The 23,728-nt window shown below is 69.2% G+C and carries 24 protein-coding genes; 10 read left to right on the plus strand and 14 right to left on the minus strand.

The window, feature by feature from the left end; all coding sequences use genetic code 11:
* Positions 1 to 120 precede the first annotated feature (120 nt).
* Complete coding sequence (locus ABIC51_RS27765; RefSeq protein WP_027792290.1) at positions 121 to 555, plus strand: Hsp20/alpha crystallin family protein; 435 nt, start codon at positions 121 to 123, stop codon at positions 553 to 555.
* Positions 556 to 659: 104 nt separating this feature from the next.
* On the opposite strand, the gene ABIC51_RS27770 is transcribed toward ABIC51_RS27765, so the two are convergent.
* Complete coding sequence (locus tag ABIC51_RS27770) at positions 660 to 1,325, minus strand: nitroreductase family protein (RefSeq protein WP_027792291.1); 666 nt, start codon at positions 1,323 to 1,325, stop codon at positions 660 to 662.
* A gap of 229 nt (positions 1,326 to 1,554) precedes the next feature.
* On the opposite strand from ABIC51_RS27770, the gene ABIC51_RS27775 reads away from it, so the two are divergent.
* Positions 1,555 to 2,205, plus strand: a complete 651-nt coding sequence (locus tag ABIC51_RS27775) for a BON domain-containing protein (protein ID WP_226161055.1) — start codon at positions 1,555 to 1,557, stop codon at positions 2,203 to 2,205.
* A 55-nt stretch (positions 2,206 to 2,260) separates the two neighbouring features.
* Positions 2,261 to 2,500 (plus strand): hypothetical protein, encoded by a 240-nt coding sequence (locus tag ABIC51_RS27780; RefSeq protein WP_027792293.1) that lies wholly within the window; start codon positions 2,261 to 2,263, stop codon positions 2,498 to 2,500.
* Between the two features lie 92 nt (positions 2,501 to 2,592).
* On the opposite strand, the gene ABIC51_RS27785 is transcribed toward ABIC51_RS27780, so the two are convergent.
* From ABIC51_RS27785 to ABIC51_RS27805, 5 genes are all read right to left on the minus strand, one after another.
* Positions 2,593 to 4,359 (minus strand): SulP family inorganic anion transporter, encoded by a 1,767-nt coding sequence (locus tag ABIC51_RS27785; protein ID WP_354006717.1) that lies wholly within the window; start codon positions 4,357 to 4,359, stop codon positions 2,593 to 2,595.
* A gap of 182 nt (positions 4,360 to 4,541) precedes the next feature.
* Complete coding sequence (locus ABIC51_RS27790) at positions 4,542 to 4,766, minus strand: hypothetical protein (protein ID WP_021159371.1); 225 nt, start codon at positions 4,764 to 4,766, stop codon at positions 4,542 to 4,544.
* Between the two features lie 139 nt (positions 4,767 to 4,905).
* Positions 4,906 to 5,937: an LOG family protein gene (locus tag ABIC51_RS27795; protein WP_354006718.1), complete on the minus strand. Its 1,032-nt coding sequence runs from the start codon at positions 5,935 to 5,937 to the stop codon at positions 4,906 to 4,908.
* Positions 5,938 to 5,959: 22 nt separating this feature from the next.
* Positions 5,960 to 6,295 (minus strand): c-type cytochrome, encoded by a 336-nt coding sequence (locus ABIC51_RS27800; protein WP_021159373.1) that lies wholly within the window; start codon positions 6,293 to 6,295, stop codon positions 5,960 to 5,962.
* 51 nt (positions 6,296 to 6,346) lie between these two features.
* A complete protein-coding gene (locus ABIC51_RS27805) occupies positions 6,347 to 7,348 on the minus strand; it encodes an Acg family FMN-binding oxidoreductase (RefSeq protein ID WP_175901478.1) in 1,002 nt (333 codons plus the stop codon).
* A gap of 174 nt (positions 7,349 to 7,522) precedes the next feature.
* Between ABIC51_RS27805 and ABIC51_RS27810 the strand changes: the two genes are divergently transcribed.
* Positions 7,523 to 8,512 carry a zinc-dependent alcohol dehydrogenase family protein gene (locus tag ABIC51_RS27810; protein ID WP_175901476.1) on the plus strand — a complete coding sequence of 330 codons (990 nt, stop codon included), beginning with the start codon at positions 7,523 to 7,525 and terminating at the stop codon, positions 8,510 to 8,512.
* Between the two features lie 31 nt (positions 8,513 to 8,543).
* Here ABIC51_RS27810 and fnr read toward each other — a convergent pair whose 3' ends face one another.
* From fnr to ABIC51_RS27825, 3 genes are all read right to left on the minus strand, one after another.
* On the minus strand, positions 8,544 to 9,335 hold the full coding sequence (fnr, locus tag ABIC51_RS27815; protein ID WP_059696986.1) for a fumarate/nitrate reduction transcriptional regulator Fnr: 792 nt from the start codon (positions 9,333 to 9,335) through the stop codon (positions 8,544 to 8,546).
* Between the two features lie 552 nt (positions 9,336 to 9,887).
* Positions 9,888 to 10,535, minus strand: coding sequence for a response regulator (locus tag ABIC51_RS27820; RefSeq protein WP_059696807.1), 648 nt, complete (start codon positions 10,533 to 10,535; stop codon positions 9,888 to 9,890).
* Positions 10,532 to 12,526 (minus strand): PAS domain S-box protein, encoded by a 1,995-nt coding sequence (locus ABIC51_RS27825; protein ID WP_175855853.1) that lies wholly within the window; start codon positions 12,524 to 12,526, stop codon positions 10,532 to 10,534. The genes ABIC51_RS27820 and ABIC51_RS27825 overlap by 4 nt, the downstream gene beginning before the upstream one ends.
* A 248-nt stretch (positions 12,527 to 12,774) precedes the next feature.
* Between ABIC51_RS27825 and ABIC51_RS27830 the strand changes: the two genes are divergently transcribed.
* Positions 12,775 to 13,245 (plus strand): universal stress protein, encoded by a 471-nt coding sequence (locus ABIC51_RS27830; RefSeq protein ID WP_027792301.1) that lies wholly within the window; start codon positions 12,775 to 12,777, stop codon positions 13,243 to 13,245.
* A gap of 47 nt (positions 13,246 to 13,292) precedes the next feature.
* Here ABIC51_RS27830 and ABIC51_RS27835 read toward each other — a convergent pair whose 3' ends face one another.
* From ABIC51_RS27835 to ABIC51_RS27850, 4 genes are all read right to left on the minus strand, one after another.
* Positions 13,293 to 14,126, minus strand: coding sequence for a universal stress protein (locus ABIC51_RS27835; protein ID WP_060082655.1), 834 nt, complete (start codon positions 14,124 to 14,126; stop codon positions 13,293 to 13,295).
* Positions 14,123 to 14,626 (minus strand): universal stress protein, encoded by a 504-nt coding sequence (locus ABIC51_RS27840; RefSeq protein WP_059696801.1) that lies wholly within the window; start codon positions 14,624 to 14,626, stop codon positions 14,123 to 14,125. The genes ABIC51_RS27835 and ABIC51_RS27840 overlap by 4 nt, the downstream gene beginning before the upstream one ends.
* A gap of 69 nt (positions 14,627 to 14,695) precedes the next feature.
* A complete protein-coding gene (locus ABIC51_RS27845; protein WP_175901473.1) occupies positions 14,696 to 15,895 on the minus strand; it encodes an acetate/propionate family kinase in 1,200 nt (399 codons plus the stop codon).
* Positions 15,896 to 15,903: 8 nt separating this feature from the next.
* Positions 15,904 to 16,743 (minus strand): universal stress protein, encoded by an 840-nt coding sequence (locus tag ABIC51_RS27850; RefSeq protein ID WP_124816147.1) that lies wholly within the window; start codon positions 16,741 to 16,743, stop codon positions 15,904 to 15,906.
* 189 nt (positions 16,744 to 16,932) lie between these two features.
* Here ABIC51_RS27850 and ABIC51_RS27855 point away from each other — a divergent pair, with 189 nt between their 5' ends.
* Genes ABIC51_RS27855 through ABIC51_RS27875 form a run of 5 tightly spaced genes read left to right on the plus strand, consistent with a single transcriptional unit; the run spans position 16,933 to position 22,096 of the window.
* On the plus strand, positions 16,933 to 17,472 hold the full coding sequence (locus ABIC51_RS27855) for a hypothetical protein (protein WP_027792305.1): 540 nt from the start codon (positions 16,933 to 16,935) through the stop codon (positions 17,470 to 17,472).
* The gene (locus ABIC51_RS27860) at positions 17,462 to 18,208 is read left to right on the plus strand and encodes a beta-ketoacyl-ACP reductase (RefSeq protein ID WP_027792306.1); all 747 of its coding nucleotides are present in this window, start codon (positions 17,462 to 17,464) and stop codon (positions 18,206 to 18,208) included. The genes ABIC51_RS27855 and ABIC51_RS27860 overlap by 11 nt, the downstream gene beginning before the upstream one ends.
* Positions 18,205 to 20,025, plus strand: a complete 1,821-nt coding sequence (locus ABIC51_RS27865; RefSeq protein ID WP_175901472.1) for a PHA/PHB synthase family protein — start codon at positions 18,205 to 18,207, stop codon at positions 20,023 to 20,025. Before ABIC51_RS27860 ends, ABIC51_RS27865 begins: the two co-directional genes overlap by 4 nt.
* Entirely contained in the window at positions 20,022 to 21,014 is a 993-nt protein-coding gene (locus ABIC51_RS27870; RefSeq protein ID WP_060318989.1) for a bifunctional enoyl-CoA hydratase/phosphate acetyltransferase, read from the plus strand. Before ABIC51_RS27865 ends, ABIC51_RS27870 begins: the two co-directional genes overlap by 4 nt.
* 41 nt (positions 21,015 to 21,055) lie before the next feature.
* Entirely contained in the window at positions 21,056 to 22,096 is a 1,041-nt protein-coding gene (locus ABIC51_RS27875) for a zinc-dependent alcohol dehydrogenase family protein (protein ID WP_059696792.1), read from the plus strand.
* Positions 22,097 to 22,199: 103 nt separating this feature from the next.
* Here the strand turns inward: ABIC51_RS27875 and ABIC51_RS27880 are convergent, their stop codons facing one another.
* Positions 22,200 to 23,603 carry an MBL fold metallo-hydrolase RNA specificity domain-containing protein gene (locus ABIC51_RS27880; protein WP_175901469.1) on the minus strand — a complete coding sequence of 468 codons (1,404 nt, stop codon included), beginning with the start codon at positions 23,601 to 23,603 and terminating at the stop codon, positions 22,200 to 22,202.
* Positions 23,604 to 23,728: the final 125 nt, after the last annotated feature.

Below are 23,728 nucleotides of genomic sequence, written 5' to 3' on the forward strand. Positions count from 1 at the left end.
CTGACGATCGTTCGTCCGTTGCCCGGCACACGGTGCCGCGCCAATCCGATCTTCGTCATGGCTTCGCGCGGGCGGGACGAAAGCGCGGGCCGCATGTCAATCGTTCGAGGAGTACGAACCATGAGCAATGTCACACGGTACGATCCGTTTTCGATCGAACCCGTCGCCGACCTGTTTCAGGGCCTGTTCAGGCCGCTGCGCGGGATGACGCTGGCGGACGAGCCCGATCTTGCATCGATGAAGATCGACGTGACGGAAAGCGACGATGCGTACAAGGTCAACGCGGAGCTGCCGGGCGTCGCCAGGGACGACATCGACGTTCAGGTGACGGGCAGTACCGTATCGATCAACGCGAAAATCCAGCGCAACAGCGAGCAGAAGGAAGGCGAGCGCGTGATCCGGCGCGAGCGCTATAGCGGCGCGGTCAGCCGCTCGTTCTCGCTGTCGGGTGAAATCGACGACGCGAAGGCAACGGCGACGTATCAGGACGGCGTGCTGTCGCTGACGCTGCCGAAGAAGGCGCCGGTCGCGCAGAAAAAGCTGACGATCGGCTGATCGGGCGGCAGGCCGCGGGTGGCGCCGGCATGCGCTGCCCGACAGGAGGAAACGGCGCGCGGAGCGATCCGCGCGCCGTTTCGTTGAAGCGGGCGCCGGGGCGCTCACGCATTCGATGCGGCACCGCCTGCGCGGTAGCCGACCGTCTGCGCGAGGATCGGCAGCTCGTCCTCGTTCAGCCGCAGCGCGTCGGCCAGCACGCGATGGTTGATCCAGCCGCGCACGACCGTGCCGAGGCCGGCGCCCGCGCAGTAAAGCGACACGTTCTGCGCGATGGCGCCGGCCGCGATCGCCGAGAACACGTCGCGCTGCTGCGGCGGCATGTCGAGGATCGCGGCGGTCCGCACGACGTAGACGAGATCCAGAGGCGCGCGCCCGACGAAGTCCTGGTAACCCGTCAGGTTGCGGGCATCCACGGCGTGTTTCAGCACGAGCCGATGCGCGGGCGCGTCGTAGCGATAGACGCCGTACGGCAGCGCGACGTACACGTCGATTTCGTTGAACGCATGCGCAGACGGCGCCGTGCGGCCGCCGCCGACCGGCCGGTTGACGCCGTCCGCGGCCCACAGCATCGCGCCGAGCGTCGCGGGCGGCAGGGGCGTGGCGGCGAATTCGCGGGAACTCATTCTCGCCGCGAGTGCGGTCATCAATGGCGGGCCGCCGTCGAGGTCCGGGTACGGCAGGTCGATGAGGGGCGGGGATTCGCCCTGTGGCGATACCGGCCCTGCCGGTGGTGTCGGCGAATAGGCCAACAGTTGCTGTTCCGTCATGTGAGTCTCCTTGGAGCATCGCCGTGCTTGCCGGGGCGTCGCGCATCGGCGATCTCACGATAAGTCCGCCGGGCCGCGCCGGCTTGACCTCCGTCAAGCGGTGCACCGGCAGGCCGCGATGCGCGTCGAGCGGCGTCCGTTGACCTGCATCAGCGATCCCCGGCCGTGCATGTGCAAATCTGGGCGTATGCGGCGGACAGGCACGCCGCGGCTCACAGGAGTGCAGGCGATGAAAACCGACAAGCAACTGAAGCAGGACGTCCAGGACGAACTCGAGTCCGACCCGGCGATCGACGCGACACGTATCGGTGTCGAGGTCGTCAACCGGATCGTGACGCTCTCGGGTCACCCGCCGAGCTATGCGGAGAAACTGGCGATCGAGCGTGCGGCGAACCGCGTGGCCGGCGTCAAGGCGCTCGTCGTCGACATGACCGTGCATTTGCCGGACGACGACGTTCGCACCGACGAGGACATCGCGAATGCCGTGCGCTCGGTTCTGCACTGGACGGTCGGTCTGCACGACGACGCGGTCAAGGTGCAGGTCGAACATGGCTGGATCACGCTGTCCGGCAGGGTCGACTGGGCGTACCAGAGCCATCTGGCCGTGCGGGCGATCTCGCAGATGCGCAGCGTGACCGGCGTGACCGACCACATCACGGTGCAGGGGGCGGTCGGGTCGGCCGACATCGGCGGCAGCATCAAGCGCGCGATCATGCGCCACGCGGAGCGCGAGGCGAAGCACATCGCGATCGAGGTGCACGACGGCACCGTGCGGCTGTCCGGCAAGGTCGGTTCGTTCTCCGAGCGCAAGGCCGTGCGCGGTGCCGCGTGGTCGGCGCGCGGCGTGCGTGCGGTGGTCGACGACCTGGTTGTCGAGTAAGCGCGGAACCCGGCAACCGGATGGGCAGTCCGCGCAGTTGAAGGAGGGAAGCCGGATGACACTGTCAGGCGAGGTACACGACGCGGACTGGTCGGTGACGATCGAGACGATTGCCGCCGAAGCGGGCGGCTACCGTTGCAGGATCCACGTGACGTTCACGTCGCCGGATGGCGCATGCGAGCGCACGTTCGCGCACAGCCGGAACCACGATACCGAGCGTGAAGCCGCGATCGACGGGCTGCGCGCCGGAATGACCTGGGTCGAGATGAGGAAATCGAACACGTTCACGGTCTGACGCCACGGCGCACGTGAACGTGTCTCCCGTGCGTCGACGTTTCGTTCGTCATCCGATGCAACGAGCGCCGCGTCGCATGGGTATCGGTGTGCCTACCCGTCCGCGCGGTCGCGGTCGGCAGGCGGCGGCGCGGGGTGCGCAACCGGTTCGTCGTCACGCGCATGTTCGCGTTGCCGCCGGACATGATGCGCGACGGCGTCGGTCACGGTCGGAAAGAAGCTGGCGGGACCGAACGCGTCGAACAGCCCGTAGGCGCGCAGGCGATCCTTCACCGGCCCCTTCATTTCGGCGAAGTCCAGTGCGATTGTCTGCGCGCGGAGTTCCTCGCAAAGCGCCACGAGCCGGTCGGCGGCGCTGACGTCGATATCCGTGACGGGCTCGGCCGCGATGACGATGCGCGTGACCGGAGACGCCGACGATACGATGGCCGCGTGCAGATGCTCGCAGAAAATCTCGACGTTCGCGTAGAAGAGCGGCGCATCCCAGCGGAACAGCAGGAGCCCCGGCGTCTGCACGGCGTCCGGATGGCGCGCGATGTCGTGATAGCCGCGCACGCCGGCCAGCCGGCCCAGCACCGCATCGTACGGATGCCAGGCTCGCCACACGAACGACAGCAGCGACAGCGCGCTGGCGAGCAGGATGCCGGGCACGACGCCGATGCCGACCACGCCGGCAAAGCACAGCACCGCAATCAGGCATTCGCCGCGACGCATCCGGTACAGCCGGACGACGCTGCGCACATCCGCGATGCCGAACGCCGCGTACATCACGACGGCGGCCAGCGCCGCGCGCGGGACACCGGTCAGGAGCGTCGGCGCGGCAACGAGCAGGATCGCGATGCACGCCGCCGCGACGAGGTTCGTGACCTGGCTCTGCGCGCCCGCGGCAATCGCGACGGGCGTGCGCGATGCGCTGCTGCTGACCGCGCAGCCCTGCATCATGCCGGCCAGCAGATTGGCGGCGCCCAGTGCGACCAGTTCCTGGTTGCGATCCGGCGTTTCGCCCGAACGTGCCGATAGGGCGCGCGACAGCATGCTGATGTCGGCGAACGACACCAGCGCGACGGCGACGGCGCCGGACGCGAGCGCGCCCAGGTCGGCGACGGAGACGACCGGCAGGTGCGCCACGGGCGCGCCGGCCGGCAACGTGCCGACCGTCGCGATGCCGTGCAGCGGCGACACGTGCGCGACCACGGTCGCGGCCAGCACCGCGATCAATACGCCGGGTGCGCGCGGCATCACCCGTTTCATCAGGAAAATGGTGGCGAGCGCACCGATGCCCAGCAGCGCGGCATCGGTGGAGAACCGGCCTTCGGCGAGGGCGTGCACGATGGGCGGCACGCTGGAGAACACGTCGCCGCCCGCCGCGGGCATGCCGAGCAGTTCCGGCAACCGGCCGATCGCGAGCGCGATCGCGATACCGTTCAGGTAGCCGTACTGGATCGGACGTGACAGCAGGTCGGTGACGAAGCCGAGGCGGAGCGTGCCGAGCAGGATGCAGATCGTGCCGGCCGACAGCGCCAGCGCGCCGGCCAGCGCGATGGCGCGCTGCGGGTCATGGTCGGCGAGCGGGGCGATCGCGCCGGCGATCAGCGCGGCCAGCGCCGAATCGGGGCCGAGGACGAGGATCCGGCTCGGGCCGAGCAGCGCATACGCGAGCAACGCGGCGATCGACGCATGGAGGCCCGTGACGGCGGGCAGGCCGGCCGCCTGTGCATAGCTCATGCCGACGGGCACCAGCACGGCCGACAGCGCGATGCCCGCATACAGGTCGCGCGACAGCCATGCGCGCCGGTAGTGCGTGAGCAGTGCGATGCCCGGAAACAGGTGGGCGACGTGTTCGGAAAGGTGCCGGTTCATCGCGGCTTCATCCCGGAGACGTCCGGGCGAACGGGATGGACGGCTTCGGCAGGCGCGTGGTGACCGGGGTGCGGCCGGCCCGGGCAGACGGACGGGACGGCAGGGCGAGCGTGATCATCGCGTCGGAAGACCGGGCCGCCGCCGTCGCGCCGGATGCCGGCGGCGCGGCACGGCTGCGGGCTTCAGGCGGCCTTGAGTGCCGACAGTTGCAGTGCCTGCGCAAAGCGGGCCAGCGTGGCGATCGAGCCCGTCACGCTCTCGTACCGCTCGCGCCCGATCTGTCCGTCGAGGATCACGAGCATGCCGGCGTCGCGCGCCAGGGCGACGAGCGCCTGCGTGTCGAGCGCGGCAGCGTCAGGCCGGCGGGCCTGGTCGCCCGAATCGGGAAGCGGGGTAGCGTGTGTCATGACGGCTCTCCTGATGGCCCGGAATCCGGCTGGCGCGCAGCCGCGATCCGTGATTTCAGTATCGTTGCCGCGCCCGCGCGATTCAATCGGCATGCCCCGAAGCTGCGGTAGGAATCGCGCGGAGCGCGTCGGCAGATTCCTACACGGCACGCGGTTTCGGCGGCGGGCGGCGGCGCACCGGCCGCGCCGCACGCCGCCGTGCATACCAGCTTCCGATCGCGCGCCAGATGTCGGGGGCGGATTCGCAGTACGTGAACAGGTCGAGATCGCTGCGATCGATCATCCCCTCGTCGGCGAGGAAGGCCAGGTCCACCGCGCGGCGCCAGTACGCCTCGCCGACGAGGATGACGGGCAGCGGCGGGATCTTGCGCGTCTGCAGCAGCGTCAGGACCTCGAACAGCTCGTCGAATGTGCCGTAGCCGCCCGGGAAAAACACGGCGGCATTCGCGCGTTCGAGCAGGTGCAGCTTGCGGATCGCGAAATAGTGAAACCGGAAACCGAGATCGGGCGTGATATACGGATTCGGCGCCTGTTCGCGCGGCAACTCGATGTTCAGGCCGATGCTCGGCGCGCCGAGTTCGTATGCGCCGCGGTTCGCGGCCTCCATGATGCCGGGGCCGCCGCCGGTGACCACGGCGAGCCGCGCGGCGCGCGTGCAGCGGTCGGCGTGGCCGACGATGCGCCCGAATTCGCGTGCGACGCGGTAATACACGCTGTGCTCGACGAGCCGGCTCGCCGCCGCGACCGCGCGGCGCCGGCCCGCATCGTGCGGACGCTGCGCGAGCAGGCGATTGGCTTCGTCCAGCCGGGCATTCGCGACGGCAGGGGCGACGATGCGCGTACTGCCGTAGATCACGACGGCATGGCCGATGCCTTCGCTCTGCAGGCGTGCCTCGGCTTTCCAGTAGTCGAGCTGCAGCCGGATGCCGCGCATGCTCGCGCGCTGCAGGATGGTGGCGTCGTCGTCGGCAGGCGTGTGCTTTGGGCGTCGGGCGGGACGCCGCACGCGGCGCGGGCCGGGCCGGGCGCTGTCGTCGTTGCCGGCGAGCGCATCGGGCCGCGGACGTGCGGGTATGCCGCGCGTTTCCCCCGGCGTCGCGCCGGGTGCGGCACGGCGGCGCGCGTTGCCTCGTACCGTACGGGCGGGTAGGCGTTTGATGGCGGTCGGCATGCGGTGCGGGCCGGCGGGCCGGCTACTGGCTCAGCACCCATTGCACGAGCTGATGCGCATCGTCGGCGGACAGCGGGCCGCCGCGATCCTCGGCGGACGGCATCGGCGTGTCGCCCCAGTGCACGCGGCCGCCGACGCGCAGCTTGCGTTCCAGTTCCGCGGCGGCGGCCGGATCGCCGCGATAGCGCTGCGCGATCTCGTGGAACGACGGCCCGAGGAACCTCATGTCGGGCGTGTGGCAGAACATACAGTGCTGCGCGTTGACGAGATCGGTCGGCTCGGGCACGGCCGTCTGCGCGGCGGCCGGGCCGGCCGCCGCAGCGATCGCGCAGAGGGCGGCGAAACGCAGGAGGTTCATGTTTTTATCCTCGTCCGGGTCGGAGGGGCCGCACTTTGCCGCGCGGCGTGATCAGGAGACGACTTCGTCGAGCGGGCGGCGCGGCGAATGCGGCGTATGCGGGCCGCGCCCGACGCGCAGCAGCAACTGCGGCTCGCCGCGCAGCCCGAGCATGTGGCGCAGGTGGGCGCGCAGCCCGGCCGTCTCGATCGGCTGGTTCAGGTAGGACGCCGTATGGCCCGCGCGCGCCGCGACGAGCAGGACGCGCTCCAGCGCCTGCCCGGCGGCGAGCCACGCCTCGCGATCGTCGCGTACGGTCGACAGGCAGACGATCAGCGGCGACGCACCGACGAGCTGGTGATGCAGCGCGGCGAGCCCGTTGCCGAGATCGAACGTCCGGACCGCCATCGTCACGACGGGCGCCGCGAAGTCCAGCAGCGTCGGCACGCCGGCCGCGAATGCCGGCATGCCGTCGACGTGCCGGCGCGGATCGATCCAGCTCGCCAGCTCGCGCCGGAAGCGCGGATCAGCGAACTGCTGCCGGTCGGCCTCGGCGACGAGCTCGGCCACCCGTGCGCGGTGCGCGATCGCGTCGACACAGGCGACCTCGACGCCTTCCGCCGCGCCGGCCGCGATCAGCTCGCGCTGGAGCGTGTCCGGAACGGCCGTCGATTCGAACGGCGCGCGCGTCGTCACGCGCTCCGGAATCGCATCGAACAGCGCGCCGAGCGACGCGTCGGAATAGCCGTCGTCGCAGACCCGCACCAGTGCGAGCAGATCGGGGTCGACTTCGGAGGGAAACGTGCTGATCGTGTGGGCGAGCCCTGCGTGGTCGAGCGCGACACGCAGGTTGAGCAAGGCGGCGCCGCAACTGATGATCAGCTCGCGATCGAACGGATCGACCACCGGCAGCGCACGGACGCGGTCCGCGCAGACCGCGATCGTGGGCCCGTCGACGATGAACCGCCACGGCTGCGAGTTGTGGCTGGACGGGGCCAGCACCGCATAGGCCAGCAGCGACTTCAGATGCGCTTCGGGATGCGCGCTTGCGGCAAGTGGGGGAACGGCTGTCATTCGATCATCTCCTGGTCGCCGGGCCGGCGGCGTCATGCCACTTCATCGTGTCAGCAACCGGCCGGCCGCCGTTGACCCACGTCAAGCGCCCGTCACTGCGCCATGCGCGCGCGGCGCGTGGCGACTAGCCTTGGATCGTGACGCGCGCGAACACGATGGCGCGGGGAGGCGAGCATGCTTGCGATGATGTTTGACGGCACGACGCCGCATTTGCGCGAGGCGCGCGTGCCGGATCCGCTGCCGGCGCCGGGCCAGTTGCTGATCGACGTGCACGCGTGCGGTGTATGCCGGACCGATCTCCATGTCGTCGACGGCGAACTCGCGCACCCGAAGCTGCCGCTGGTGCCGGGGCACGAAATTGTCGGAACGGTGCGCGTGCTGGGTGAAGGCGTGACGGGATTCTCCGTCGGCGACCGGGTGGGCGTTCCATGGCTGGGCTCGACCTGCGGGCATTGCGCGTACTGCGCGTCCGGCCGCGAAAACCTGTGCGACAGCCCGGGATTCACCGGTTACACGATCGACGGCGGTTATGCCGAGTGCGCCGTTGCCGACCATCGCTATTGTGTGCACCTGCCGCGGCGCTATTCCGATCTCGAGGCCGCGCCGCTCCTGTGCGCCGGCCTGATCGGTTACCGAACCTTGCGCATGGCCGGCGATGCGCGTCGCGTCGGCATCTACGGCTTCGGCGCGGCCGCCCATCTCGTCGCGCAGGTCGCGCACCTCGAGGGGCGGAAGGTGTTTGCGTTGACGAAACCCGGCGACACCGTCGCCCAGCAGCTCGCGCTGTCGCTCGGTGCCGCATGGGCCGGCGGCAGCGACGAAACGCCGCCGGAACCCCTCGACGCCGCACTCGTCTTCGCGCCGGTGGGCGCACTGGTGCCGGCCGCGCTTCGCGCGGTCGACAAAGGCGGGATCGTCGTATGCGGCGGCATTCACATGAGCGATATCCCGGGCTTTCCGTACGCGTGGCTGTGGGGCGAGCGCCGCATCGCGTCGGTCGCCAACCTGACGCGTGCGGACGCGGCCGCGTTCATGCGGATCGCCGATGCGATGCCGCTGCGGGTCGAAGCGGTGCGTTACGCGCTGACCGATGCAAACCGCGCACTCGACGATCTGCGCATGGGGCGCGTGTCCGGCGCCGCCGTGCTCGGCATGCGCGGCTGATTCCGCTCGACATGCCCGCACCGCAATGCGCTCAGATGCGCCCGAGGCCGTCCGAATCGACGATGCGGATCTGCTTGCCTTGCGCGGCGACGAGCCCCTTGCGCTGGAACTTCGACATCATGCGGCTGACCGTTTCGAGCTTCATCCCGAGATACTCGCCGATCTCGTCGCGCGTCATCCGCAGCACGAATTCGGCGGCCGAGTAGCCGCGCGCCTTGAAGCGCGTGGACAGGTTCAGCAGGAAGGCGGCCACGCGCTGCTCGGCGGTCATCGTGCCGAGCAGCAGCATCTGCGCGGATTCGCGCACGATCTCGCCGCTCATCATCTGATACACGTGATGCTGCATCGGCCGAACGTCGCGGCACATCTGCTCGAGCTGGCCGAACGGAATGATGCAGACGGTGCTGTCCTCGAGCGCGATTGCGTCGCCGTTGTGCCGGCCGGTGTGCACGCCGTCGAGCCCGAGCGATTCGCCGACGATCTGGAAGCCGGTGATCTGCTCGTCTCCGTCGCGATGCATCACGATGGTCTTGAACGAACCGGTTCTGACCGCATAGATGCTGTTGAATGCGTCACCCGCGCGAAACAGCGTTTCGCCGCGCCTGACGTGCCGCGTCGTGCAGATCATCGCGTCGACACGCGCGAAGTCGTCAGGCGAAAGATCGGGCGGCATGCACACGGTACGCAGCGCGCACGTCGAGCAACGGGACGCGGCGCGCTTCGGCTGGTCCGCCCGTTCGACGGGATGCAGCGGGATGAACGGACGTGACGGTTGTAACGGGTGTAACGGCATGGTCTGCGAAACATCGGCATGGCTTTGCATGATCGGCTCCAATTCCTGGGCCAGCGGCGAATCGCTGTCGGGCAGGATCGCGCTGGCCGTCGTACCGGCGGCCTTGGTGTCTGCCGCCTTCCTGATGGGGAACCACACCGGACGGGCCACGAGACCGAAACCGGTCTCGGGGTTGAGGGGGCCTTTGCTCCGGGCGGCACGCTGGCTTGTTTTTCTTGATACGCAGTATGGATGGCGCGGCGCTCGACGGAAATCAGCCGGAATTGAAGATGCGGTAGGACACGTGGAAGCGTTGTAGGGCGTTTCCTACAAAGGGGGCGGCATCTTGCCGCGATCTTGCCGCCGAGGCGGGCGCGCGTTGCCCGGTTGACGTTGTCGAGAGGCGGGCGGCAACGGGCGGCAATTCCGTTGACCTGACTCAATGCCGGCGGCGGTGGCGGACGTTATGTTCGATATCACGCGACGCAGCGTCGAGGGGCCGGGTGCGGACGAAGCGTGCGCCGGTCGCGCGATCGCGAGCCGCCCATGCGGCCACTGGCAGCGGGATCGACGGGGCGCAAGCAGCCGGCTGCCTGGCGGCCGTCAGAGTTCGTCCGGGTCGTCGAACAGCTTGTGGCGCATCGCATAACGCACGAGCGCCGTGTCGTTCGGCATTTGCATCTTCTCGAGAATGCGCGTCTTGTACGTGCTGACGGTCTTGACGCTGACGCAGAGCGCCTTCGCGATTTCGGAAATCGACTCGCCGGTGGTGACGCGCCGGAAGACGTCGAATTCACGGTCGGACAGACGCTGGTGCGGCAGGAGATCGGTCGGTTCGTTCAGGCTCTGCGCAAACTGTTCGGCCATCGTCAGGCTGACATACACGCCGCCGGCCGCGATCTTGGTCAGCGCCGCGACCAGCTCGGCGCTCGCGCTCTCCTTGGTCATGTAGCCGGATGCGCCCGCGCGGAACGCGCGCACCGCGTATTGCTGCTCGGCGTGCATCGTCAGCACGAGGACATGCAAGGCCGGTTTCTCGTCCTTGATCTGCTTGATGAGTTCGACGCCGTTCCGGCCGGGCATCGACAGGTCGAGCACCAGCACGTTCGCGGCCGTGCCGCGTACGAGTGCGATCGTGGATGCGCTGTCGCACGCTTCGCCCGCGACCTCGAAGCCGCTTGCGTTCTGCAGGATGTGCCGCAGGCCGTCCCTGACGAGGGCATGGTCGTCGGCGATGAGTACCCTGATCATGACAGCACATCTCCTTGCTGGATGGCGTGAAGCGGCAACGCCACGGTAATCGTGAATCCCGTTCCCGGCCGGTTGTCGATCGTCACCGTGCCGTCGAGCATGTGCGCGCGCTCACGGATGCCGATCAACCCGAACGACGGACGATCGCGCTCGTCGCGGGCGACCTCCGGCGCACCGTGGCCGTTGTCCGCGATGCGCAGCATGCAGTAGCCGTCTTCCACTTTCAGGGCGAGCTTCACGTGCGTCGCATCGGCATGCCGGGCGACATTGGTGAGCGCTTCCTGCACGATGCGGAACAGCGTGGTGGCGCCGGCGCTGGTGAACGCGGTATCGACGGGGGCGATGTCCCGGTCGACCGTGATCCGGTAGCGATGCGTGAAATCGTTTGCAAGCCACTCGATCGCCGGGACGAGACCCAGGTCGTCGAGCATCACCGGCCGCAGATCGGCCGCGATGCGCCGAACCGACGCAACGGTCGAATCGATCAGGCGATGCATGCCGCCCAACTGCTCGCGCACGCCGGTATGGGGGGCGACAATGCCCGCGAGCCCCAGCTCGACGGCGGAGAGATCCATCTTGAGCGCGGTGATTTGCTGGCCGAGGTCGTCGTGCAACTCGCGTGCAATCCGCGTTTTTTCTTCTTCCCGCACGTTCTGCAGGTTGGCGGACAGCTCGCGGAGTTCCTCGCGCGACTGCCTGAGCGCATTTTCCGCGCGGACGCGCTCGGTGACGTCGCGCAGCATGACCGTGTACAGCTTGCCCGCGCCGTCGCGGATCTGCGATATCGACGCCTCGATCGGGAACTCCGTGCCGTCGCCGCGCAGGCCGAACAGCACGCGTTGCTGCCCCATCTGGCGGTCCGACACGCCCGTCACGCCGAATTGCTCGACGTGCCGCGCATGCGCGGCGCGAAAGCGCTCGGGGATGAAGCGGGTGAGCGGCGCGCCGATCGCCTCCATCGCGGAGACACCGAACACGCGTTCCGCGGCCGGATTGAAGATCACGATCGTCTGGCTTTCGTCGACGGTAATGATCGCTTCCATCGATGACCGGATGATGCCCATCATCCGCTCCCCGGTCGGCTGGCTGTCGCCGGCGGGCACGGCGGCGGAGATTCGCGTGGAGACAACCTGCTGCACGAGCACGGCCAGTATCAGCGACAGCGCGGTGCCGGCCGCCAGCACGGCCAGCGCGGGGCCGGACGTGTCCGGGCCCGGCGCACTGTAGCGCAGCGTGAGCGGCGTACCACCGAACGACAGCGAATCCGTTCGCGTGAGCATGTTGCCGGCGGCCGTGGCGTCGTTGCCGCCGAAGCCGCCGGCATGGACCAGCGCCGCCGGGATGTCGGCCGCGATTTCCATGCGTAGCCGATCCAGTATCGACGGATCGACGAGACGTGCCGGATCGAGCGCGGCATAAACGTATCCGGTCGCGCGCGCATGTTGCGGCCCCGGCGGAGCACCGTCTTCAGCGTCCGCATAAATCGGCAGATACAACATCAGCGCCGTGCGGGCACTCGTCGCGTCGGCGCTGTCCCGGGTCGCGTTCGCGGCCAGCGCGACCCTGCCGGTTTCCGCCGCTCGCTGCAGTGCCCGCCGGGTCGCCTGATCGTCATTGGCGGGGCTCGGCTCGATTCTCCCGACGCTGCGGACGGGCGACTGCAAGCCGTCCAGATCGAGACCGGCAATGTAACGACGCCACGCGTCGCCGGATTGAGGCACGACCAGCGTCGACGCGAAGCCGCGCGCGCCGCGCAAGACGGCGGCGGCGCCGAGAAAGCTGCGCCGGAGGTCGGCCGTCGCGAGCGTCGCCGATTGCGCGAAGCGCGCCTGGGCGGCTTCCTGCGCCCGGTTCTGCACGAGCCGGGCGGCGGCAAACGACGTGGCCAGGCCGAGCGCCAGCGTCAGCAGCGCGGCGAGGGTCGCGGATCGCGCGGGCCGGACCCTGCGCGGAGCCGGCCCGGCCTTGAAGGCGGGCACATGGACTGTCATTGCCGTTCATCCTGACGGATTTCGCCGGCGGCCGGCGGGCGGCGGGCCGGACGCGGGGCACGGGAAGCGGGGCAGGCCGAAACTGCGATATCGCCCGAAATTGTGCGCGTTTTGTCCGGATTCGCCAATCGGGACCGATGCGTACGCCTGTTTCCGTGCGGGCTTGACCGGCATCAACCGGACGATGCGCGTCGGGCCCAGACTGGTCTGGCATGCCGGTCAAATCCGAACGGCAACGGGGAGGCTCCATGTATGCACGGATCTTTGCGGCACTCGACGGCAGCCGCGCTTCGCGACTCGCGCTCGACGAGGCGATCGCGCTCGCCCGCGATTCAGGCGGCCTGATCGTCGCCGTGTGCGTGGTATCGGACGCGCCAAGGGTGGCCGACGTCGACAGCGGCTATATCGGCCAGCGCGACCCGGCCGGGCTGGATGCGGACAGGGCCGCGATCGCGGTGGCGGACGCGGAGACCGCGTTTCGCCTGTGCGGCGTCCGCGGCACGGCACACACGCTCGACGCGTGCGGCGAGGACGTGTCGTCCGTTCTGGCGCGGGCCGCCGCCGAATGCGACGCGGAGCTGATCGTGATGGGCACGCACGGGCGGCGCGGCGTGCGCCGCGCGTTGCTCGGCAGCGTCGCCGAATCGCTGGTGCGCACCGCCGACCGGCCGGTGCTGGTCGTGCGGGAGGGGCAGGGCGCGTGTGCGGCCGTGTTGTGACAAAAAGGGGGCGGCCGCAAGCGGCTGCCCCCTTTTCGACGGCTCACTCAGTGAGACAGCAGCACCGGCACCGTCATCGTCTCGAGGATCGTGCGTGTGGCGCCGCCCAGCACGCGTTCGTGCATGCGCGCATGGCTGTACAAACCCATCACGAGCAGGTCCGCGTGCAGGTCGGTCACCCGGTTCAGCAGCGTCGCGCCCACGCCGACCGACCGGTCGCGCGGCGTCGTGGAGAACGACGCGCGAACGCCGTGCCGTTCGAGATACGCGGCGACGTCGACGCCTGCGGGCGTCTTGTCCGGATCGGGCTGCCCGCGCACGACCGTCTCGACGTTGACGAAGCGCGCGCGGGCGAGCAGCGGCAGCGCATCGGCCATCACGCGGGCGGCTTCGCGCCCGCCGTCCCAGCCGATCAGCACGTTCTCGCCGATCGTTCGCACGTCGCCGGCGTAGGGCACGACGATCGCCGGGCGGCCGCTGCCCATCACGACATCCTCGACGAAATGACGTGCGACGTAGGTCATGCGATCGTCGGGGTCTTCCTGGCCGAGCACCAGCAGATCGGCGTGACGCGCGTGCAGAATGGCGGCGGCGGTCGCGTCGCCGGTGGGGGCCTGCCATTCGACGCTGCGTCCCGCGCGCTCGGCGGCCGTCAGGAATTTTTCCTCGGCTTCCTTGCGGCGCTGCTCGCACAGCCGCTCGTACACGGCAAGCTTCAGCGGTTCGTCGGGCCGCCGCAACGGCTCGAACAGGTCCTGGCAGACCACGTAGAGGCCGATCAGATGCGCGTTCCAGCGCGCCGCGAGTTCGAGTGCGAGGCCGACGCGCGTCGCGCAGCGCTCGCTGTCGTCGAGGTGGACGAGCAGGGTCTTGTAGCTCATGACGGCTCCTTTTCGGTTGATGCCGCGGCGGTTTCGGCGGGTTTCTCCGACGGGCAGTTCGCCGGAATCATCAGGACGGGGCAGGTGGCCAGGCGCAGCACGCGCTCGGCCACGCTGCCGAGGAAGAGACGCTGGAAGCCGCGCCGGCCGTGCGTGCCCATCACGATCAGATCGGCCCCGGTTTCGTCGGCAAGACGGACGATCCGGCGCGGAATGTCCTCGCCCGCGGGCTCGACGTTGGAGATCTGCGGCGTGCCGGCCACGTCGCGCGCTTTCAGGCGTCGCGCCGCGTCGTCGGTGACGCGCAGCCCCTCTTCGCGGAAGGCATCGACGAGGATCGACGGATCGTATCCGTACGTGTCGTAGGCCGGCACCAGGAAATCGACGACGTAGACGGGGGTTAGCCGCGCACCCGTCTCCGCCGCGAGCGTCAGCGCGGCGTCGAGTGCGCGGGACGACGTGTCGCTGCCGTCGAGCGCAACCAGAATGTTCGAGTACATGGCATTTCCCTTGAACGGATGTGGATGAAGTCATCATCGGCGCGTGCGCGCCGACGGCGCTGATCTGGATCAAGCGGCGCGGTTGCCGCGCAGCACGCGCACCGCGGCGCGTGCCGCGACCCACGCTTCGTTGGTCGGCTCGACGACCACCGTGACCGCGCTCGACGCGGACGACACGACCTGCGCATGGCCGGCATTCGCGCACACGTCGAGGTCGATGCCGAGCCAGCCGAGCGATGCGCAGATCCGCTCGCGCAACACGGCCGAGTGCTCGCCGATGCCGGCCGTGAAGACCAGCATGTCGAGGCCGCCGAGCAGCGCGGTCAGCGCACCGGCCTCGCGCACGATGCGATGGACGTACAGCGCCAGCGCATCGGCGGCCGGCGCATCGCCGGCGGCTTCGCGTGCCAGCAGCACGCGCGGGTCGCCCGACGCGCCCGAGACGCCCTTGAGCCCCGACTCGTGATACAGCAGGTGGCCCAGCGCGTCGCCCGACAGCTTGCCGACTTCGAGCAGGTGCAGGACGACACCGGGATCGAGCGCCCCGCAGCGCGTGCTCATCATCAGCCCGTCGAGTGCCGAGAAGCCCATCGTCGTCGCGACACTGCGGCAGTCGCGCATCGCGCACAGGCTGGCACCGCTGCCGAGATGGGCGGCGATCACGCGGCCGTGCGCACGTGCGCCGAACCGCTCGTCGAGCGCGACGGCCAGGTATTCGTACGACAGGCCGTGGAACCCGTAGCGCCGTACGCCCTCGTCGAACCACGCGTGCGGCAGCGGGAGCAACTGCTCGGTGCGCGGCAGCGTGCGATGAAATGCCGTGTCGAACACGGCGATGTGCGGGACGCCCGGAAACGCGCCGCGCAGCACGTCGATCGCGTCGAGGCCGTGCGGCTGATGCAACGGGGCGAGCGGCGTCAGCGTGCGTAGCGCGCCGAGCACCGCGTCGTCGACGATCACCGGCTCCATGAAGCGTGTGCCGCCGTGCACGACGCGATGGGCAATGGCGCCCACCGTGATGTGCGGCAACTGCCCGCGGATCCACGTCGCGATCCGCGCGAGCACGTCGCGACAGGGGTCGCTCGCACCGAGCGGCAATGTGCCGGCCGGTTCGGCGTCGAAGCGGATCGACACGCCGTTGCCGGTCTCGACCGCTTCGCCCTCGTGCAGCGGCCGTCGCGCGGGATCGTCGTGCGGCGGATACGCAAAGAGCGCGAACTTCACGCTCGACGAACCGGCATTGACGACGAGGAGCGCGAGCGTGCGCATCGGCCGGCTCAGTGCGACATCAGCACCGGCAGCGTCATCGACCCCAGCACCGTGCGCGTGGCGCCGCCCATCACCAGTTCGCGCCAGCGCGGATGGCCGTAGGCCCCCATCACGAGCAGGTCGGAACCCGTTTCGTAAGCGCGTGACAGCAGCGTGTCGCCGATCGACGCATCGGCGCCGGTACCGATGTCGAGCACGTTCACGTCGTGCGCGTGGCGTGCCAGCATCAGCGCGGCATCGGCGGCCGGAATGCGCGTGGTCGCCGCCTCCGAATCGGCGTCGACCACGGCGGCGACCGTCGTGCGCTTCGCATGCTCGAGAAACGGGAGCGCGTCGTGCGCGGCGCGGGCCGCTTCGCGGCTGCCGTCCCATGCGACGAATACCCGTTCGCCGATCGACGGAAATTCTCCGGTGTACGGCACGAACAGCACCGGGCGGCCGGCGGACAGCACCAGGTTCTCCGGAAACTGGTCGTCGATAAAGGTCTCGGGATCGTTCGGGTCGCTCTGGCCCGCAATCACGAGATCGGCGAGTCGCGCGGCCCGCAGCACGGCCTGATTCGCGCGTTCGTCCGCGCGAACCCAGGTCGCCGGCACCTTGGCGCGGGCGGTCTCCGCATGGAACAGGCGCTCCAGCGCGGCGAGCCGTTCGTCGCGCCGCTCGCGGTGCTCGCGGAAATAGTCGGCGGAACCGGCCATCACGTAGAACGAATACGGCTCGGGCGTGTAGACCGCGAACAGCCCGGTGAGATGCGCACCGAAGCGCCGGGCGAGACGCAACGCGAACTCGAGGCGCGAATGCGCGCGGGCGCTCGTATCGAGGTGCACGACCATGCTTTTGTAGCTCATCGGAATCGCTCCATCGACGGGTGATCCGCCAGTGCAATCCAGTCTACGAAGCAGGGTTTCCGCGCGCTTGACTCAGATCAACGGCAGCCGAGCGCCGCGGCCGCACAGTGAGGCGGTCGCCATGCCGATGCCCGGCAGGCGGCACGAGGCGGATGCGAACCCGTTGACCGGATCGAAGGAGGGAACACGATGAGCGCCCATGCTTTGACGACACCGAACGACGCTTGCCGCGCGGGATGCGATCTTGCATTGCGCATGGCCGCGCTGAACCGAGGCTGGCAGCAGGAATGGCATGCGCTCGCGGGGCGCTGCATCGAACGGGACCGCGACGCCGTGCGCGGCCTGCAGCAGGCGCTCACGGCTACGAACGAGTGGACGGCCTTCGGTGAAGCGGCCCGGCTGGCGATGCGCGACTACACGGTCGCCACCGTCGCGATCTGGCAGGACGCCACCGAGCTCTGCATGCGCGGGCAGTTCGAGAGTGCCGGCGCGTGGCGCACGTGGCTGCGCGAATACGGCCCCGGCGGGCTGGCGCGCTACCAGACCGATTGGCTGCCCGACCTCGGGCGGCTGGCCGTGATCAACGAGGCCAGCATGCCGTGGCGCGACTGGATGGCGGCGTTCGAGCTCGGCATCACGGAGGCCGTCGGCGCGAGCGACGGCGGGCCGGTGGCCATGCGACTGCCGGACGACCACCTTGCCGCGCGGGAGCACGATCATGTCCGCTAGGCGCGTCGCGTTCGTCACGGGTGGAATGGGCGGCCTTGGCGCCGCGATCAGCCGTTGCCTGCACGACGCGGGCATGACGGTGGCGGTGTCGCACACCGAACACAACGACCACGTCGCGACGTGGCTCACGCAGGAACGCGACGCCGGCCGCGCGTTTCATGCGTACGAGGTCGACGTTGCCGATTACGATGCGTGCCAGCACTGCGCGGCACGCGTGCTGGCCGAATTCGGGCGCGTCGACGTGCTCGTCAACAACGCCGGCATCACGCACGATGCCACCTTCGTGAAGATGACCAAGGGCATGTGGGATGCGGTGCTGCGCACCAACCTCGACAGCATGTTCAACATGACGAAGCCGTTCGTGCCCGGCATGATCGACGCGGGCTTCGGGCGGATCGTGAACATCGGGTCCGTCAACGGTTCGAGAGGTGCGTACGGGCAAACGAACTACGCGGCCGCGAAGGCCGGCATCCACGGCTTCACGAAGGCGCTCGCGCTCGAGCTCGCGCGTCACGGCGTGACGGTCAACACGGTCGCGCCAGGCTACCTGGATACGGCGATGCTCGAATCGGTGCCGAAGGAAGTGCTCGACACGAAGATCCTGCCGCAGATCCCGGTGGGGCGTCTCGGCCGCCCCGACGAGATCGCCGCGCTCGTCGGCTTCCTGTGTTCCGATGCGGGCGCATTTGCGACGGGTGCCGAATTCGATGTCAACGGCGGCATGCACATGCAATGACAGCCTCCGTCATCCGTGCACCGTTCACGCACGAATCGAATCCGCCGCCGGATCGGGGCGGGCAGGTGTCGCGTTCCGCCGAATGCCCGGCGGGAACGACTTCGCCTGCCGAACAATGGAACCGCGCAGCGCATGCGACCGTCGCCGCGATGACCTTCGGGCTGTCGCCCGTATCGCTGGCGCTGGCCATGCTCGATTGGGGCGCGCATCTGGCGGTGTCGCCGGGGAAGTGCTTCGAGCTCGCGACGCAGGCGTGCACGGCCGCCGTTGCACCGGCGGCAAACCGGCGTGAGGGCGACGCCGACGCTGCAGACATGAGCGGCCTTGCCGTGCATGCCGGCGAGGCCGATCCGCGCTTCGCCGCGCCGGCGTGGGCCGGCTGGCCGTTCAGCGCGTATCGCGACAGTTTCCTGTCGATCCAGCGCTGGTGGCGCGACGCAACGCGCGGCGTGCCGGGCGTCGAACGGCACCACGAGGAACTGGTCGGGTTCGTCGCGCGACAGTGGCTCGACGCGTGCTCGCCAGGCAATTTCCTGGCGACCAATCCGGTCGCGCTCGACGCGACGATGCGCAGCGGCGGCGCGAATCTCGCGGCAGGCTTCCGGAACTGGCTGGACGACGCGAGCGCGTTGCTCGATCGCACGAGCGGCACGCGGGCCCGCGACACGCGCACGTATCTGCCGGGACGCGACGTGGCGATCACGCCGGGCCGCGTCGTCTGGCGCAACGCGCTGTGCGAGCTGCTGCAATACGACCCGACGACGCCCGCCGTGGCGCGCGAACCGATCCTGATCGTGCCGTCGTGGATCATGAAGTACTACATCCTCGATCTGCAGCCGCACAACTCGCTGATCCGCTTCCTGGTCGACGCGGGCTACACCGTGTTTGCGGTGTCGTGGCGCAACCCGGGCGCGGAGGCCCGCGACGTCGGGCTCGACGATTATCTGCGTGACGGGTGCATGGCGACGCTCGACGCCGCCCGGTCGATCTGCGGCGAAGCGGTCCACGCGGTCGGCTATTGCCTGGGCGGCACGCTGCTGGCGATCGGCGCGGCGGCGCTCGCACGCGACGGGCGGCAACACGACGCACTGCGCTCCGTCACGTTGCTGGCGGCCCAGACCGATTTCAGCGAACCCGGCGAGCTCGGCCTGTTCATCGACGCGAGCGAACTGTCCGCACTCGACGCGCTGATGTGGCGGCAGGGTTACCTGGACGGCGCGCAGATGTCCGCCGCGTTCGAACTGCTGAACGCGCGCGACCTGATCTGGTCGCGGATGATGAGCGAATACCTGCTCGGCACGCGCACGAAGCCCAACGACCTGATGTCGTGGAATGCGGACACCACGCGCATGCCGTATCGGATGCATTCGGAATACCTGACGCGGCTCTTTCTCGACAACGATCTCGCGGCCGGCCGCTACTGCGTCGACGGGCGGCCGGTCGCGTTGTCGGATCTCGACGTGCCGACGTTCGTGGTCGGCACCGAGCGCGATCACGTGTCGCCGTGGGGTTCCGTCTACAAGCTCCACCTGCTCACGCACCACGCACTGACCTTCGTGCTGACATCGGGCGGGCACAACGCGGGCATCGTGTCCGAACCCGGCCATGCGGGGCGCCACTATCGATGCGCGACCCGCGACCCCGGCGCGGCCTACCGCAGCCGGCACGATTTCGTACGCGACACGCCGGCGGTCGACGGATCGTGGTGGACCTGCTGGCGCGACTGGCTGCACGCGCGCTCGTCGGGCGACGTGCCGGCCCGTACGCCGGCCGCGGGGTTTGCGGCGGCGCCCGGCACCTACGTACTCGAAACATGAGCGAAAACCCGCCGCCGGAGGGGCTCGACGACGCCTGCCTGCCCGGCTTGCTGCCACGCCCGGACGGCGCATTACCCGAGCTGATCGCGCGGGCGCGCAACGCGGCGCCGCTCGTCGTCGCCGTCGTGCATCCGTGTGACGCGACCAGTCTCGTTGCGCTCGCGGCGCTGCGCACGTCACCCCTGGGGGCGGCGATCGAACCGCTGATCGTCGCGCCGCGCGCCAAGGTGCAACGCGTGGCGAACGAGGCGGGCGTCGATCTTTCGACGTGGACGATCGAGGACGTGCCGCACAGCCATGCGGCGGCGGCCCGCGCGGTCGAACTGGCGGCGGCCGGCCGCGCCGGCGCGCTGATGAAGGGCAGCCTGCACACGGACGAGCTGATGGGCGCGGTCGTCGCGGCCGGTTCGGGCCTGCGCACCGACAAGCGCATGTCCCACTGTTTCCTGATCGAGGCGCCGGCGTATCCGCGCCCGTTCATCCTGACCGACGCGGCGGTGAACATCGCGCCGGATCTCGCGCAGAAGGCGGCCATCACGCAGAACGCGATCGACGTCGCACATGCGCTGGGCGTTGCCTGCCCGCGCGTGGCGGTGCTGTGCGCGGTCGAAACCGTCAATCCGGCGATGCGCTCGACGCTCGATGCGGCCGCGCTCGCGAAGATGGCCGAGCGCGGCCAGCTCACGGGTGCGATCGTCGACGGCCCGCTCGCGTTCGACAACGCGATTTCGCTGCGGGCGGCGCACGACAAGGGGATAGATTCGCCGGTAGCCGGCCGCGCCGACATCCTGGTCGTTCCCGATATCGAAGCCGGCAACCTGCTCGCGAAGCAGCTCGAATACCTGGGGGGTGCCGTCAGCGCAGGCATCGTCGTCGGCGCACGCGTGCCGATCGTGCTGACGAGCCGTGCCGACGGCATCGCCGTCCGGATCGCTTCGTGTGCACTTGCGACGGTGCTGGCGCAGGGTCGGCATCACCTGCAGTCCTGATGAATGAACCCGAAACCCTTTCTTTCGATGGAGGAACCGCGATGAAAGCACTCGTCTACCACGGACCCGGGCGCAAGGCGCTCGAGGAGCGGCCGAGGCCGGAACTGCAGTCGCCCACCGACGCGATCGTCCGCGTGACGCGCACGACGATCTGCGGTACCGATCTGCATATTCTCAAGGGCGACGTACCGACCTGCGAACCCGGCCGCATTCTCGGCCATGAGGGCGTCGGCATCGTCGAGCAGGTCGGCGCCGCGGTCGATTCACTGAAGCCGGGCGATCCCGTGCTCATTTCGTGCATCTCGTCGTGCGGCCGCTGCGAGTACTGCCGGCGCGGCCTGTATTCTCACTGCACGACGGGCGGCTGGATCCTCGGCAACCGGATCGACGGCACGCAGGCCGAGTACGTGCGCATCCCGCATGCGCAGACGAGCCTCTACCGGATTCCGCCGGGCGCGGACGAGGACGCGCTCGTGATGCTGTCCGACATCCTGCCGACCGGGTTCGAATGCGGCGTGCTGAACGGCAAGGTGCAGCCCGGCTGCTCGGTCGCGATCGTCGGCGCGGGCCCGATCGGGCTGGCGGCGTTGCTGACCGCGCAGTTCTACTCGCCCGCGCGGATCATCATGATCGACCCGGACAGCAACCGGCTCGAGGTGGCGCGGCGTTTCGGCGCGACCGATTGCATCGACGGCCGCAGCGGCGACCCGGTGGCGGAGGTCATGAAACTGACCGACGGCGTCGGCGTGGATTGCGCGATCGAGGCGGTCGGCATTCCGGCGACGTTCGAGATGTGCACCTCGCTGGTGGCGCCGGGCGGCGTGGTCGCGAACGTCGGCGTGCACGGGGTCAAGGCCGACCTGCACCTCGAGAAGCTGTGGGATCGCAATATCTCGATCACGACGCGGCTCGTCGACACGGTCAGCACGCCGATGCTGCTGAAGACCGTACGCGCCGGGCGCCTCGATCCGACGCGCCTGATCACGCACCGGTTCTCGCTCGACGACGTCGAGCGCGCATACGACACCTTCGGCCGCGCGGCGCAAACCCATGCGCTGAAGGTCATCATCGAAGTCGGTTGATCGCCGATAGCCGATAGCCACGCGGCGCGCCGCGAGCACGGGACCCGGCGCGCGATGTCCGGTTCCCGTGCACGCGCCGGCCCGCGCGTCGCAGGCGTCGCCGTCAGGATGAAAGCGCGGCCGGCTCGTGCGTATCGCCCGATTCGACCGCGTCGAGATCGACGCACTGCGCGTAAGTCGGCACCTCGCACGGCCAGTGCAGTCGCTCCGCGATACGCCGCCGCATCGCATCGGCCGCCGCGGGTTCGCCGTGCGTGACGAAGGTCCGCACTGGCGCGCGCTGCATCGTGCCGAGCCAGCGGAGAATCTCCTCGTAGTCGGCATGCGCGGAGAGCGTCGTGATCGACTCGACCTGCGCGCGCACGCGCACGTATTCGCCGTGAATCTTCAGCGTCGGCTCGTGCGCGGCCAGCGCCGCGCCGCGTGTGCCGGCCGCCTGGTAGCCGACCAGCGCGATCGTGTTGCGCGCATCGGGCGCGTAGCGGCTCAGGTGATGCAGCACGCGGCCGCCCGTTGCCATCCCGCTGCCGGCGATGATGACCATCGGGCCATGATGGTCGGCGATCGCTTTCGACTGCTCGACCGACCGGATCATCGTGGCCGCGTGACCGAGCGCATTCGCTTCGGACGGCGTCAGCCGGTGCTCGAGAATATGGTGACGATAGATCTCGGTCACGTCCGTCGCCATCGGGCTGTCGAGATATACCGGGACGCGCGCCATGCGGCCGGACGCCTTCAGCCGCGCGATGTAGTGCAGGATTTCCTGCGCGCGCCCGACGGTGAAGCAGGGCATCACCACGACGCCGCCGCGCGCGAAAGTCTTGTCGAACAGCGCGGCCAGTTCGTTCTCGGGGTCCGATTCCGGATGCAGACGGTCGCCGTACGTCGATTCGACGACCACGAAGTCCGCATGCGCGGGCGCCAGCGGCGGCTGCATGATCGGGTCGTGATAGCGGCCGAGGTCGCCCGAGAACGCGAGCACCTTGTGATTCCAGTGCATCACGACGCTCGCCGCACCGAGGATGTGCCCGGCCGGCAGCAGGCGGAACGCCAGGCCGCCGCCCAGTGCGGTGCATTCGTCGAACGCGACGGGCTTCAGCAGTTGCAGCGCGCGCTGCGCATCTTCCAGCGTGTAGAGCGGCTGTGCGGGGTGATGCTTCGAGTAGCCGTGGCGGTTCGCGAAGTCGGCTTCCTCTTCCTGCAGCCGCGCGCTGTCGCGCAGCATGATGTCGCAGAGTTCGGCCGTGGCGGCCGTGCAGTACACGGGCCCGCGATATCCTTCGCGCACCAGTACCGGAAGGTAGCCGGTATGGTCGATATGCGCGTGCGTGAGCACGACCGCGTCGAGCGTGTCGGGCGCGAGCGGCAACGGGCTCCAGTTGCGCAGCCGCAGGTTCTTCGTGCCCTGGAACAGGCCGCAATCGACCAGCACGCGCCGGTTGCCGTGCTCGAGCAGGTACTTCGAGCCGGTCACGGTTTCGGTCGCGCCGAGAAAAGTCAGTTTCATGGATGCCTCACCGGGAGTCGAGGGAGCAGTGAACCGATTACAGCGCGGATGCGCGTGAAGCGATTGACGGAAATCAGGGATTGCCGTATCCGTGCCCGGGATAGGTGAGGTTCGTCCTCCAGCCG

The sequence above is a fragment of the Burkholderia sp. 572 genome (genome assembly GCF_040545135.1).
GTDB lineage: Bacteria > Pseudomonadota > Gammaproteobacteria > Burkholderiales > Burkholderiaceae > Burkholderia > Burkholderia cepacia.

What these genes read in the sequence shown, in the direction of transcription:
- ABIC51_RS27845 (WP_175901473.1), bottom strand. Translation starts at nt 15,895, where the DNA reads ATGCGCACGCTCGCGCTCCTCGTCGTCAATGCCGGTTCGTCGAGCGTG.
- fnr (WP_059696986.1), bottom strand. Translation starts at nt 9,335, where the DNA reads ATGCAAAGCCATGCCGATGTTTCGCAGACCATGCCGTTACACCCGTTA.
- ABIC51_RS27830 (WP_027792301.1), top strand. Translation starts at nt 12,775, where the DNA reads ATGTATGCACGGATCTTTGCGGCACTCGACGGCAGCCGCGCTTCGCGA.
- ABIC51_RS27780 (WP_027792293.1), top strand. Translation starts at nt 2,261, where the DNA reads ATGACACTGTCAGGCGAGGTACACGACGCGGACTGGTCGGTGACGATC.
- ABIC51_RS27805 (WP_175901478.1), bottom strand. Translation starts at nt 7,348, where the DNA reads ATGACAGCCGTTCCCCCACTTGCCGCAAGCGCGCATCCCGAAGCGCAT.
- ABIC51_RS27870 (WP_060318989.1), top strand. Translation starts at nt 20,022, where the DNA reads ATGAGCGAAAACCCGCCGCCGGAGGGGCTCGACGACGCCTGCCTGCCC.
- ABIC51_RS27810 (WP_175901476.1), top strand. Translation starts at nt 7,523, where the DNA reads ATGCTTGCGATGATGTTTGACGGCACGACGCCGCATTTGCGCGAGGCG.
- ABIC51_RS27770 (WP_027792291.1), bottom strand. Translation starts at nt 1,325, where the DNA reads ATGACGGAACAGCAACTGTTGGCCTATTCGCCGACACCACCGGCAGGG.
- ABIC51_RS27850 (WP_124816147.1), bottom strand. Translation starts at nt 16,743, where the DNA reads ATGAGCTACAAAAGCATGGTCGTGCACCTCGATACGAGCGCCCGCGCG.
- ABIC51_RS27875 (WP_059696792.1), top strand. Translation starts at nt 21,056, where the DNA reads ATGAAAGCACTCGTCTACCACGGACCCGGGCGCAAGGCGCTCGAGGAG.
- ABIC51_RS27855 (WP_027792305.1), top strand. Translation starts at nt 16,933, where the DNA reads ATGAGCGCCCATGCTTTGACGACACCGAACGACGCTTGCCGCGCGGGA.
- ABIC51_RS27880 (WP_175901469.1), bottom strand. Translation starts at nt 23,603, where the DNA reads ATGAAACTGACTTTTCTCGGCGCGACCGAAACCGTGACCGGCTCGAAG.
- ABIC51_RS27790 (WP_021159371.1), bottom strand. Translation starts at nt 4,766, where the DNA reads ATGACACACGCTACCCCGCTTCCCGATTCGGGCGACCAGGCCCGCCGG.
- ABIC51_RS27785 (WP_354006717.1), bottom strand. Translation starts at nt 4,359, where the DNA reads ATGAACCGGCACCTTTCCGAACACGTCGCCCACCTGTTTCCGGGCATC.
- ABIC51_RS27840 (WP_059696801.1), bottom strand. Translation starts at nt 14,626, where the DNA reads ATGTACTCGAACATTCTGGTTGCGCTCGACGGCAGCGACACGTCGTCC.
- ABIC51_RS27795 (WP_354006718.1), bottom strand. Translation starts at nt 5,937, where the DNA reads ATGCCGACCGCCATCAAACGCCTACCCGCCCGTACGGTACGAGGCAAC.
- ABIC51_RS27800 (WP_021159373.1), bottom strand. Translation starts at nt 6,295, where the DNA reads ATGAACCTCCTGCGTTTCGCCGCCCTCTGCGCGATCGCTGCGGCGGCC.
- ABIC51_RS27865 (WP_175901472.1), top strand. Translation starts at nt 18,205, where the DNA reads ATGACAGCCTCCGTCATCCGTGCACCGTTCACGCACGAATCGAATCCG.
- ABIC51_RS27835 (WP_060082655.1), bottom strand. Translation starts at nt 14,126, where the DNA reads ATGAGCTACAAGACCCTGCTCGTCCACCTCGACGACAGCGAGCGCTGC.
- ABIC51_RS27825 (WP_175855853.1), bottom strand. Translation starts at nt 12,526, where the DNA reads ATGACAGTCCATGTGCCCGCCTTCAAGGCCGGGCCGGCTCCGCGCAGG.
- ABIC51_RS27860 (WP_027792306.1), top strand. Translation starts at nt 17,462, where the DNA reads ATGTCCGCTAGGCGCGTCGCGTTCGTCACGGGTGGAATGGGCGGCCTT.
- ABIC51_RS27765 (WP_027792290.1), top strand. Translation starts at nt 121, where the DNA reads ATGAGCAATGTCACACGGTACGATCCGTTTTCGATCGAACCCGTCGCC.
- ABIC51_RS27775 (WP_226161055.1), top strand. Translation starts at nt 1,555, where the DNA reads ATGAAAACCGACAAGCAACTGAAGCAGGACGTCCAGGACGAACTCGAG.
- ABIC51_RS27820 (WP_059696807.1), bottom strand. Translation starts at nt 10,535, where the DNA reads ATGATCAGGGTACTCATCGCCGACGACCATGCCCTCGTCAGGGACGGC.